This window comes from Naasia sp. SYSU D00057, assembly GCF_017916505.1.
Classification (GTDB): domain Bacteria; phylum Actinomycetota; class Actinomycetes; order Actinomycetales; family Microbacteriaceae; genus Naasia.
Genome location: NZ_JAFMSZ010000006.1, coordinates 168418 through 179175 on the forward strand (window position 1 = coordinate 168418; position 10758 = coordinate 179175).

Below are 10758 nucleotides of genomic sequence, written 5' to 3' on the forward strand. Positions count from 1 at the left end.
GGAGGTGCGCCATGCCACGCGAGCAGGGACAGAAGGTCGTCGCGACCAACCGCAAGGCGCGCCACGACTACTCGATCGAGGACACCTACGAGGCCGGCCTCGTGCTCATGGGCACCGAGGTGAAGTCGCTGCGGATGGGCCGCGCGTCGCTCGTCGACGGCTACGCGTTCATCGACGACAGCGGCGAGGCCTGGCTCGACGCCGTCTACATCCCCGAGTACCTCTCGGGCACCTGGACGAACCACGCCCCGCGACGCAAGCGCAAGCTGCTCCTGCACAAGCAGCAGATCCTCAAGATCAGCCACCGCGTCAAGGAGGGCGGCTACACGCTCGTCCCGCTGCAGATCTACTTCCTCGACGGCAAGGCGAAGGTCGAGATCGCGGTCGCGAAGGGCAAGCGCGAGTACGACAAGCGCCAGGCTCTGCGCGAGCGCCAGGACCGCCGCGAGGCCGAGCGCGCCATGTCGACGCGCCGCCACCTGGGCGAGTAGATCAGGAGGGGTCGCGCGGGCGGAACCGCCGCCTGGCCCAGCCCTTCAGCCGGTCGGTGTGCGCATCGGTGAACTCATCGGCGAGCTTCGACGACTCCTGACCGACGTCGCCCCCCGCCCAGATCGACTGCAGGGCGCGCAGGGCGCGCTCCTCCTGCGTCTCGTCGTCCCGATCCACCACGCGGCCACCCTACGTCCCGTTCCCGGCCGGATCCGGGACGGGCCCTAGGTCCCGCTCCGCTCTCACGCTCGTCTCACGCGCCGCTCGCTACCGTTCCGGGCATGACGGCAGCGATCGCGACGGAGCGGCTGACCAGGGTGTTCGGCCCGGTCACGGCCGTGGACGGGCTCGACCTCGAGGTCGCCGAGGGAGAGATCTTCGGCCTCCTCGGACACAACGGCGCCGGCAAGACGACGACCGTGAACATGCTGACCACCCTGCTGCCGCCCACCGGGGGTGGGGCGAGCATCTGCGGGAGGAGCATCACCGCCGATGCCGCCGGGGTGCGCCGGAGCATCGGCTACCTTCCCGAGAACGTCCGGTTCTACGACAACCTCACGCTGGGCGAGAACCTGCGCTTCTTCGCCGAGCTGTCGGGCATCCGGCGGCCGGAAGGCAGGATCCGCGAGGTGCTGCGGCTCCTCGACTTCGAGGGGCCGTACGGCCAGCGCGTCGGCACCTTCAGCAAGGGCATGCGGCAGCGGGTGGGCATCGCCCAGGCGATCCTGCACGAGCCGAAGGTGCTCTTCCTCGACGAGCCGACCTCCGGGCTGGACCCGGAGGGCGTGCGGACGCTCCGGGAGACGATCGTCCGGCTCAACCGCGAGTTCGGGATCACGGTGTTCATGAACACCCACCTCCTCACCGAGGTGACCAAGACCTGCACGAGCATCGGCATCCTGCGAGCGGGGCGGCTCATCCACTCCTCCTCGCTCGCCGAGACGCTCGCCGCCTTCCCGGACGAGGAGTCGCTCGAGGCCGTGTACTTCCGGCTCGAGTCGCAGCCGGTGCCATGAACGCGTTCGCCGCCAGCGCCCGGCATGAGGCGCTGAACATCCGGCGCTCCCGGACCGCGCACATCCTGCTCTGGGTGTTCGTCGGCATGGTGCTCGTCTCCTCGCTCATCGGCTGGATCACGAACCGAACCGTGACCGGGGTCTTCGACCGGATCCGGGCGGAGGGGCTCACCTCTCAGCCGAACCCGTTCACCGGCGTCTCCCCACTCACCTACGAGCGGAACACCGTGATCTACGTTCTGCTGATCGGCGCACTGATGGCCGTGGTGCTCGGCGCCCAGGCTTCCCTTCGGGACAGGAAGTCGGGCACGAGTGCGCTGGTGCTGAGCCGTCCCGTCGGGACCGCGTCCCGGCTCCTCGGGCAGCTCGCCGGCATCGGCGCGGTGCTCGGGGTCGTCCTGGGAGGAAGCGTCGGGGCGAGTTGGGTCGTCCTCGGGATCATCGACGCCGCTCCGCTCGGCCCCGAGCACACTCTGCGCCTTCTCGCCTTCGCCGCGCTGTCCTGGGTGCTGCTGATGGCGTTCGCGGTGCTCGGCATGCTGACCGGGCTCGTGAGCCGCAGCGAGACGACCGCGCTGCTCGTGTCGTTCGTGCTCTGGAGCGCCATCGCGTTCGTCGTTCCCCAGCTCGGCACCGCCGCCCGCCCGGTCACGCTGCTGGGTCCCGTGCCGCACCCCGCCGCCACGGGCGGCTGGTTCGACGCCGTCGCCGCCGTCACCGGGCCGCTCGCCGTCACCGAGCAGTACAAGCGCGCCGCGGGGGTCCTGCTCCAGGACCGCAACGCGCAGGCGGGGGACTGGACCGGCGCGCTCGTCGTCGCCGCCGCGCTCCTCATCCTCGTTCTCGTGCTCGCCGTCACTCCGCGGCGCCGGCTGAGGAGGCCCCTCGATGAGTAGCACCGCCACCGTCGCCCGTCGCGAGCTCGTCGCGCTGCGCCGGGACCGGCTGCTCGTCGTCCTGCTCGGCTTCCTCGCCGCCGTGACGCTCGTCTCCGTGATCGTCGGGGCAGCGGCCTTCCGCGCCCAGCTCGAGGCCTACCAGCTCTACGTGCAGCAGCTCGAGCAGAGCGGCAGCTCCACGCGGGCGGCGGCGCCCCGACTGTTCCCCCTCCAGCTGCTGAGGGGGAGCGTCGAGTACGTCGAGATCCTCGGCGCGCTGTTCGCCATCGTGCTCGGCTACGGCGCGGTCGCCACCGAGAAGTACCGGGGCACGCTGCCGCTGCTGCTCAGCCGGCCCGTCGGCCGGTTCGCGCTGCCGCTCGGGAAGCTGGCCGGCATCGCCGGCATCTGGCTCGCCGTCGTCGTGGCGCTCACCGTGCTGTGGACCGCCGCCATCGTCGGAATCGGCTCGGCGTCCCTCGGCCCGGCCGACCTCGGCAGGATCCTGATCGTCGGCGCCTTCTCCTGGCTGTACCTGGTGTTCTGGAGTGCCCTCGCCGTCGCCCTCACGGCGGTCACCTCGCGGCTCAGCCTCGGCCTCATCCTCGCCATCGTGATCTGGCTGACGTTCGTGCTGATCATCCCGCAGCTCGGCGACACCATGGACCCCGACAACCAGGTGCCCGGCGGTCTGTTCAAGGCGCTCGAGATCGACTCGTCCAGCGAGGCGGCCGTGATCGCCCACTTCGCCACGTTCGAGGAGCTGCGCAACTTCCTCGAGAGCGCATCGCCGACCAAGCACTTCGAGCGCCTCGCGTTCGCGTTCCTCGGCATCGACGACGACTTCAACCAGAAGCCGATCGGCGTCGTCTGGTCCGGCATCTGGGGCTACGCGGTCGCGATCGCCGCCGCAGGCGTCGCGGCAGTCGCCGCCGCAGCACTCGTCACCACCCGCTCGAATCTGCAGAGGACCCGCTCATGACTCTCCGCTCCGCCGCCGCCGCCCTCGCCGCCGGCGCCACGATCATCGCCCTCGCCGCGTGCACCGGCCCCTCGGGCTCCGCGGCGCCCGCCCCGACGGTGCTGCCCGTCGCGGAGAACCCCATCACGAACGACAGCACCGAGCCGGGCCTCGAGGTCGTCCTCGCCGCCGTCGAGGACAACGAGGATCCGGAGACCGGGCAGCCGATCAGCGACCGGCTCCAGCTCATCCTGCGGAACACGACCGATCGGACCCTCGAGGACCTCGAGGTCTTCTACGTGATGACGGACGTGGAGACGGGCGAGAGCGAGGGCTACCATCAGGACCTCGGCGACCTGACGATCCCGGCGGGCGCCGAGACCGCCGTGTACTTCGACAACGAGAGCGGGGAAGGGCACTACCCCGAGAACCAGTTCAGCCTGTACCGGAGCTCCGCGAACCAGGTCGACTTCGAGATCGAGGTGAGCGCCTCCGGCGTCCAGGTAGCCCACGCCACCGCGAGCAAGGAGGCCGGAACGGGTGAGGAAGCGGACTGAGCGCGGAAGCGTCGTCCGATGAAGATCCTGGTCGTCGAGGACGACGCCCGCATCGCGGACGTCGTCCGCCGCGCCCTCGTCGAGGCCGGCTACGCGGTCGACCTCGCCGCGACGGCCCCGGCCGGGATCGAGGCCGTCGAGGTGCAGGCCTACGACCTCGTGGTGCTCGACCTGATGCTGCCCGGCTCCCCGAACGGCGGCCTCGACGTCTGCGCGGCGGTCCGGGCCCGCACGGCGGACCTGCCGGTGCTCATGCTGACGGCGCTCGGATCGACTCGGATGCGCGTGCGCGGTCTCGACGCCGGCGCCGACGACTACCTCGTGAAGCCGTTCCACATCGCCGAGCTGCTCGCCCGGGTGCGGGCCCTGCTGCGGCGGGCGCCGCGGGCGCAGCCGGTCATCCTGCGCGCGCAGGGAGTGGCGCTCGACCCCGCCACCCGCACCGCCGAGCGAGGCGGGAGGACCATCGCCCTGACGGCGAAGGAGTTCGCGGTGCTCGAGTACCTCATGCGCAACGCGGGCCAGATCGTCAGCACGAGCGAGCTGATCGACCACGCCTGGGACAGCAACTACGAGGGGTTCAGCAACGTGGTGCAGACCTACGTGCGCTACCTGCGGCAGAAGCTGACCGCACCGGGGGAGCCGGAGGTCATCGAGACGCGGCGCGGGTCGGGGTACACGATCGCGGCCGACCCGTGATCTTCCGGCGGGCGATCCTCTGGCTCACGGTCGGGTACACCGCGCTCCAGCTGCTCCTGTTCGGGGTCTTCGCCGTGGCCGTGTACTCGTTCGTCACGGGCACGTTCGACTTCGACGCCGTCGAGCCGGAGGACGAGCACATCGCCGAGCTCGGCTTCGCCGCGCTCCGCCAAGGCCTGCTGCTCGCGTTCGCCGCCCTCCTCGTGCTCGCCCCGCTGTTCGGCTACCTGATGGCGCGCTCCGCGCTGAAGCCCGTCCGCGCGGGCTACGAGCTGCAGCAGCGCTTCGTGGACGGCGTCTCCCACGAGCTGCGGACGCCCCTCAGCGTGCTGCAGGGCGAGCTGGAGCTGGCTCTGACCCGGGAGCGCAGCCCCGAGGAGTACCAGGCGGCGATCGCCCGGTCGCTGGCCGCGGTCGACGGGCTGACCCGGCTCACGGACGACCTGCTGCTGCTCACCCAAGGCTCAGGAAGGCGGCTCGACGCCGCGTTCCGTCCGCTCGACGTCAACGAGCTGGTCGAGGAGGCCGTGCACGCCCGGGCAGGCGCTGCCCCCGTCGAGGTCCGCCTCGGCCCGCTCTTCGCCGTCCGCGGCTCGCCGGAGCTGCTCGCCCAGGCGGTCGGGAACCTCATCGACAACGCGGTGAAGTTCAGTCCGCCCGGCACGCCGATCCGGGTCTCGACGGCGGTGGCCGGGCCGACCGGCATGATCGCGGTGCGCGACCAGGGTCCGGGCATGAGCCAGGACGAGACCCGCCACGCGTTCGACCGGTTCTGGCGCGCCGACGCAGCACGGTCGACGCCGGGCCACGGCCTCGGCCTCTCCCTGGTCCGAGAGATCTGCGCCGCGCACGGCGGCGACGTGCGTCTCTTCTCCTCGCCCGGTTCCGGCACCACGGCGCGGATGACGCTCCCGCTGCTCCCCGAGGGCAGCGCGGTGGCCGCGGAGGGAATGGATTCCGGGGGCCGCCCGTTGTAGTCTTTGATGCCGCCCGAGAGGGCGGACAGCAAGCACCGATGCCGCCCGGGAGGGCGGGATCGATACAACTCCACAGCGCGATGGTGACCCCTTCCGATGCTCCGCATACGCGGTGCAGGAAGTCGACTCGGGGATGATCGGTTTCGACATTGCCTGAATGACTGTGAGAAGCGGGTCGAGGATGCGGGGTTATCTCGTTAACGCCCTCCGCAAACAACAGGTGCCAATTCCAAGCGCACCGACTTCGCTCTCGCCGTCTAAGGCCAGAGTGTGAGTCCGTCAGTCCGGGTGTGCTCCCGCCCCGGGTACTGGCGTCAGCTAGGGAGCTTGCCGCGGTGTTGCGCCTCTGGGCGCCGCGGGACTCGAACCGAGGCTGGGCTCGTCGATTCAGGTGCCAGTGACAAGGATCGGAGCCGAGTAGAACGCCGGCACTGGATACGCCCGTAGAAGGCACGGGATTACAGCAATGGACGGGGGTTCAATTCCCCCCATCTCCACGAACGGTCACCATCGCGACGGCAGAAGGGCCGCCCATCCGGGCGGCTCTTTTTGCGTTTCCGGGCGGGTGCCCGCGCGCCGATAGCCTGACCTCGTGCTCCCCGCGTCCTTCGACCTCGCAGGCCGCACCGCGCTCGTCACCGGCGCGGGCAGCCCCGCCGGCATCGGCTTCGCGACCGCCCGGCTGCTCGCCGGGCTCGGCGCGCGGGTGATCGTCACCGCCACGACGGAGCGGGCCGAGGAGCGCGCCGCCGAGCTGCGGTCGTCCGGCGCGGACGCCGCGGGCGTCGTCGCCCGGCTCGACACGCAGGACGGCGTCGAGGGCCTGCGCCGGGAGCTCGACGCACTCGGCGCGGCTCCCGACGTGCTGGTCAACAACGCCGGCATGGTCAGCGTGGGCGACGACGGCATGATCGCCGGCGACGGCACCATGCCGCCGGAGGACTGGGAGCGGAGCCTCGCGCTCAACCTCACCTCCGCGTTCCTCGTGACCCGCGCGGTGCTGCCCGGCATGCGAGCCGGCGGCTGGGGCCGCATCGTCGGCGTCTCGAGCGTCACCGGCCCGGTGATGGCCTCCCGCGGGGACGTCGGCTACGCCGCGGCGAAGGCCGGCATGGTCGGGCTGCTCCGGGCGATCGCGGTCGACGAGGCCCGGCACGGCATCACCGCGAACGCCGTGGCGCCCGGCTGGATCGCGACCGCGTCACAGCTGCCGTCCGAGCAGGCGGAGGGGCGGCTCGTGCCGGCGGGACGCAGCGGCACAGCGGACGAGGTGGCGTCCGCCATCGCCTGGCTGGCGACGCCCGGCGCGTCCTATGTGACCGGGCAGGTGATCGTCGTCGACGGCGGCAACAGCGTCGGCGAGGAGAGGATCGCCCCCTAGCTCCACCTCCTCGGGGACCTTCGCCCCTGACCGTTCCGGTGCACCCGGAGAACGGTGGACGGTCGGAAGGGAGGACCGCCATGTCTTCGATCCCCGCGCCTCAGATGGAGCAGCGCCGCACCCCCGCAGGGGCCGTCGTGATGCTCATCCTCGGCTCACTGCTCACCCTCCTCGGTCTGCCGCTGCTCACCGGCGGCATCGCGGCGACCGGGGTCGCCGCCGTCCAGGGAAGCGACGGCTTCTTCACGGCGCCCACCACGCTCTTCTCCACCGACACCTACGCGATCACCACCCCCGAGAGCGACGAGTTCAGCGGCGACCGCAGCGTGCCGCAGCTGCCCTTCGACGTCGGCGAGATCAGGATCCGGGCCGAGGGCGACCAGCCCCTGTTCATCGGCATCGCGTCGCAGCGCGACCTCGACGCCTACCTGGCGGACGTGCAGTACACCGAGGTGACCAACGTGGAGTACGCGCCGTTCGAGGCCGACTACCGCGACGTGCCCGGCACGTCCGCGCCCGCCGATCCCACCCGCGAGGACTTCTGGGTGGAATCCTCCTCGGGCTCCGGAACCCAGGAGGTGCGCTGGGCCATCCAGCCCGGCGACTGGGCCGTCGTCGTCATGAACGAGGACGGCAGTGCGGGCGTCTCCGCGACCGTCCAGGCCGGCTTCCGCAGCGACCTGCTCGCCCCGATCGGGATCGGCATCCTCCTCTCCGGGCTCGTGCTGCTCGCGATCGGCATCCCGCTGCTGATCGTCGGCGCCATGGGCATCGGCCGATCGCTCCCGCCGAGCGGCAGCGCCCCGACCGGCACCGCGGCGTTCGGGATGACCGCGCCCGGCGCCGCCGCCCTGCCCTCGGTCGCCCCGCCCTCGGGCGGGACGACGCAGCTCGCCGACGTGCCCCCCGCCGTGGCGCCGCCGCCCACCGGCGACCGGCGCTCGCCCGTCCGGCTCATCGGGCGGGTCGAGGACGGGAATCTCTCGCGCTGGCTGTGGCTCGTGAAGTGGGTGCTCGCCATTCCGCACTACCTGGTGCTCGCCCTGCTCTGGATCGCGTTCCTCATCACCACGATCGTCGCGGGCTTCGCGATCCTCTTCACGGGCCGGTACCCGCGCTCGCTGTTCGAGTTCAACGTCGGGGTGCTGCGCTGGAGCTGGCGGGTCGGCTTCTACGCCTACTCGGCGCTCGGCACCGACCGGTATCCGCCGTTCACTCTCGCTTCCGCCGACTACCCGGCCGACCTCGAGGTCGACTACCCCGAGCACCTGTCGAACGGACTCGTCCTCGTGAAGTGGTGGCTGCTCGCGATTCCGCACTACCTGGTGCTCGCCGCCCTCGCCGGCGGGGCCGTCGTCTGGCCGATGTTCTGGCCGGGCGTGCGCGTCTTCGGCGACTGGGTGCCGGCGGCGACCGGGACGGTCTCGGCGCTCGGCATCCTGGTGCTCGTGGCCGCGGTCGTCCTGCTGTTCACCGGACGCTACGGGAGCGGGCTCGCCGACCTCGTGATCGGCATCAACCGGTGGGCGTACCGCGTGGCCGCGTACGCGGCGCTGATGCGGGACGAGTACCCGCCGTTCCGGCTCGACCAGGGGCCGGACGAGCCGGTGCGTCCCCTGCAGCCGACCGGGCCGCGGCAGGGGGAGGTGCTGCACTGAGCGCGAGCGGCTGAGCGGGCCGGACAGCGGGCGCGGCGCCCGGTCGAGCGGTCCTCGGTCGGCACGACCGGCCCCGGAGCGCAAGCCCCGGGTCCGGTCCGCCGGACCGGCGTACCGTTGAGCGGGTCATGCCGCAGGACCCGCATCCCTCCCGCCTCGATGACCGCTCCCGCTGGCAGGCCTTCGGCGTCTGTGTAGCCGTCGCGGCCCTCACCATCCTCGACCTGTCGAAGGTCAACGTCGGCCTGCCCTCGATCGAGGACTCGCTGAACGCGGGCCCGAGCGAGCTGCAGTCGATCGTCGCGGGCTACGCGCTCGCGTTCGGGCTCGTGCTCGTGCCCGCGGGCCGGCTCGGCGACATCCACTCGCGCCGCATCCTCTTCCTCGTCGGACTGTCCGCGTTCACCCTGACGAGCCTCGCCTGCGCGCTCGCACCGGACGTGAACACGCTGATCGTCGGCCGGTTCCTGCAGGGCATCGCGGCGGGCATCCAGATGCCGCAGGTCCTCGGCCTCACCCAGCAGCTCTTCCAGGGCCCCGAGCGCGGCCGGGCGTTCGGCCTGTTCGGCTCGATCATCGGCATCTCGACCGCGTTCGGCCCCACCCTGGGCGGGCTGCTCATCGGGGTCGGCGGCGAGGAGAACGGCTGGCGGCTGCTGTTCTGGATGAACATCCCGCTCGGCGTGATCCTGCTGTTCTTCGCCGCGCGGCTCCTGCCGCGACTGCAGGGGCGCGGCGACCAGCCGCGCGACCTCGACCCGATCGGCGTGATCCTGCTCGGCGCCGGGGTGCTCTGCTTCATGCTGCCGTTCGTCCTCACGACCGGGGGACCGGACGACGACCCCCGCCGCTGGTTCTGGCTCGTCGGCGCCGCCGTTCTCGGCACGGCGTTCGTCGCGTGGGAGCGCCGGTACCAGAGCCAGGGGCGATCGCCCGCGGTGCGCTTCACGCTCTTCCGCCGCGCCTCGTACCGCAACGGCCTCCTGATCGCGACCGTGTACTTCGCGGCCCTGCCGGCCACGTTCCTGCTCACGACCCTGTTCCTGCAGGAGGGGCTCGGCCTGTCCCCGCTCGAGGCGGGTCTCACCACCGTGCCCTTCGCCCTCACCTCGGCGATCACCGCCTACATCGGCGGTCGGCTCGTCGACACCTGGGGCCGCGCGCTCGTCGTCATCGGCATCACCATCGTGATCGTCGGGTTCGGGCTCGACGTGCTGGCCGCCGTCCTCGCGCCGCCGGAGCTGGCGCCGTGGCTGATGGCGGCCGCGCTGGCGCTCACCGGCGCCGGCGGCGGATTCGTCGTGTCGCCGAACCAGACGCTCACCCTCGCGGAGGTGCCGGTGAGCGAGGGCGGGGTCGCCGGCTCGATGGCGCAGGTCGGCCAGCGCGTCGGCACCGCGGTCGGCGTGGCGGCGGCGAGCTCCACGTTCTTCGCGACGCTCTACGCCGAGAGCGACGACCCGAACGTGCTCGAGGTCTACCACGACAGCTTCCGCAACGGGATCCTCGTCGCGGTCGCGCTCATCGCGGTCGCGCTGGTGCTCGGCCTGCTCGACCAGCGGCAGCGCCGGCGGGGCGCCGCCGCCGACGCGGAGGCGTGAGCCGCCCGAGCGGCTAGGCGGGGCGGCGCTGCGGCGGGCCGAACACGACGTCGCGCGCCTCGATGCGGCGGTCGCGCACCGTCGTCGGCGACTCGAGGTGCACGGCACCGCTCGGCAGGATGCCCGCGGCGCCGTAGCGCTCCATGACGCGCCACTGGGCGGCCACGTCCTCGCCGGAGTGCTCGCGGGGGAGGGCCGGCCAGAAGTCGAAGCCTCCGCTCTCGACGAGCCGGTCGCGACGGTAGAGCACGCACGCGCCCAGCCAGGCGATCTTGTACGGCAGCCAGTCGCCGCGCGGCACGGGCACCTCGGCGGCGACGTGCGCGAGGTTCGCCGCGAAGTGCAGGGACGCGCGCTCGATGCCCGGCTCACCCATCCGGATCCGCTCCGGGTGCACGGGTCCCTCCCACGGCTCGAAGCTCGTGCGGTCCTGTGGCCGGTCCTCGCCGAGGGCCGAGAGCCCGTGCACGCCGCTGCCGACGAAGCCGCAGTCGAGCGTCTGCAGGGCGTCGAGCATCCGGCTGATGGAGTCGGGCTC

At 72.0% G+C, this 10758-nt stretch carries 11 protein-coding genes, 1 other RNA gene and 1 pseudogene; 11 read left to right on the forward strand and 2 right to left on the reverse strand.

All coding sequences use genetic code 11. The annotated features are described in order from the left end of the window. The first annotated feature begins 11 nt into the window (after positions 1-11). Positions 12-491, forward strand: a complete 480-nt coding sequence (gene smpB / locus J3P36_RS15940) for an SsrA-binding protein SmpB (protein WP_210509229.1) — start codon at positions 12-14, stop codon at positions 489-491. Between the two features lies 1 nt (position 492). Here smpB and J3P36_RS15945 read toward each other — a convergent pair whose 3' ends face one another. After that, on the reverse strand, positions 493-672 hold the full coding sequence (locus J3P36_RS15945; protein ID WP_210509230.1) for a hypothetical protein: 180 nt from the start codon (positions 670-672) through the stop codon (positions 493-495). A gap of 101 nt (positions 673-773) precedes the next feature. Here J3P36_RS15945 and J3P36_RS15950 point away from each other — a divergent pair, with 101 nt between their 5' ends. From J3P36_RS15950 to J3P36_RS15995, 10 genes are all read left to right on the forward strand, one after another. Further along, positions 774-1508, forward strand: coding sequence for an ABC transporter ATP-binding protein (locus J3P36_RS15950; protein WP_210509231.1), 735 nt, complete (start codon positions 774-776; stop codon positions 1506-1508). After that, complete coding sequence (locus J3P36_RS15955; RefSeq protein ID WP_210509232.1) at positions 1505-2404, forward strand: ABC transporter permease; 900 nt, start codon at positions 1505-1507, stop codon at positions 2402-2404. The genes J3P36_RS15950 and J3P36_RS15955 overlap by 4 nt, the downstream gene beginning before the upstream one ends. Then, on the forward strand, positions 2397-3368 hold the full coding sequence (locus J3P36_RS15960; RefSeq protein WP_210509233.1) for an ABC transporter permease: 972 nt from the start codon (positions 2397-2399) through the stop codon (positions 3366-3368). Before J3P36_RS15955 ends, J3P36_RS15960 begins: the two co-directional genes overlap by 8 nt. Next, positions 3365-3904: a hypothetical protein gene (locus tag J3P36_RS15965; RefSeq protein WP_210509234.1), complete on the forward strand. Its 540-nt coding sequence runs from the start codon at positions 3365-3367 to the stop codon at positions 3902-3904. Before J3P36_RS15960 ends, J3P36_RS15965 begins: the two co-directional genes overlap by 4 nt. 18 nt (positions 3905-3922) lie before the next feature. Further along, positions 3923-4603 carry a response regulator transcription factor gene (locus J3P36_RS15970; protein WP_210509235.1) on the forward strand — a complete coding sequence of 227 codons (681 nt, stop codon included), beginning with the start codon at positions 3923-3925 and terminating at the stop codon, positions 4601-4603. Continuing rightward, a complete protein-coding gene (locus J3P36_RS15975) occupies positions 4600-5580 on the forward strand; it encodes a cell wall metabolism sensor histidine kinase WalK (RefSeq protein ID WP_210509236.1) in 981 nt (326 codons plus the stop codon). Before J3P36_RS15970 ends, J3P36_RS15975 begins: the two co-directional genes overlap by 4 nt. Before the next feature lie 129 nt (positions 5581-5709). Continuing rightward, positions 5710-6080, forward strand: a transfer-messenger RNA (tmRNA) gene (ssrA, locus tag J3P36_RS15980). A gap of 92 nt (positions 6081-6172) precedes the next feature. Further along, positions 6173-6961 (forward strand): SDR family NAD(P)-dependent oxidoreductase, encoded by a 789-nt coding sequence (locus tag J3P36_RS15985; protein ID WP_210509237.1) that lies wholly within the window; start codon positions 6173-6175, stop codon positions 6959-6961. A gap of 80 nt (positions 6962-7041) precedes the next feature. Then, on the forward strand, positions 7042-8619 hold the full coding sequence (locus J3P36_RS16675; protein ID WP_282595199.1) for a DUF4389 domain-containing protein: 1578 nt from the start codon (positions 7042-7044) through the stop codon (positions 8617-8619). 128 nt (positions 8620-8747) lie between these two features. Continuing rightward, positions 8748-10220, forward strand: a complete 1473-nt coding sequence (locus J3P36_RS15995) for an MFS transporter (protein WP_210509238.1) — start codon at positions 8748-8750, stop codon at positions 10218-10220. 13 nt (positions 10221-10233) lie between these two features. Here the strand turns inward: J3P36_RS15995 and J3P36_RS16000 are convergent. Continuing rightward, positions 10234-10758 (reverse strand): annotated as a pseudogene (locus J3P36_RS16000) (glycosyl transferase); the annotation flags it as partial.

Excerpts from the sequence above, each read along its gene's own strand:
- J3P36_RS15995 (WP_210509238.1), top strand. The coding sequence starts at position 8,748 with ATGCCGCAGGACCCGCATCCCTCCCGCCTCGATGACCGCTCCCGCTGG.
- J3P36_RS15970 (WP_210509235.1), top strand. The coding sequence starts at position 3,923 with ATGAAGATCCTGGTCGTCGAGGACGACGCCCGCATCGCGGACGTCGTC.
- J3P36_RS15960 (WP_210509233.1), top strand. The coding sequence starts at position 2,397 with ATGAGTAGCACCGCCACCGTCGCCCGTCGCGAGCTCGTCGCGCTGCGC.
- J3P36_RS15950 (WP_210509231.1), top strand. The coding sequence starts at position 774 with ATGACGGCAGCGATCGCGACGGAGCGGCTGACCAGGGTGTTCGGCCCG.
- smpB (WP_210509229.1), top strand. The coding sequence starts at position 12 with ATGCCACGCGAGCAGGGACAGAAGGTCGTCGCGACCAACCGCAAGGCG.
- J3P36_RS15955 (WP_210509232.1), top strand. The coding sequence starts at position 1,505 with ATGAACGCGTTCGCCGCCAGCGCCCGGCATGAGGCGCTGAACATCCGG.
- J3P36_RS15965 (WP_210509234.1), top strand. The coding sequence starts at position 3,365 with ATGACTCTCCGCTCCGCCGCCGCCGCCCTCGCCGCCGGCGCCACGATC.
- J3P36_RS16675 (WP_282595199.1), top strand. The coding sequence starts at position 7,042 with ATGTCTTCGATCCCCGCGCCTCAGATGGAGCAGCGCCGCACCCCCGCA.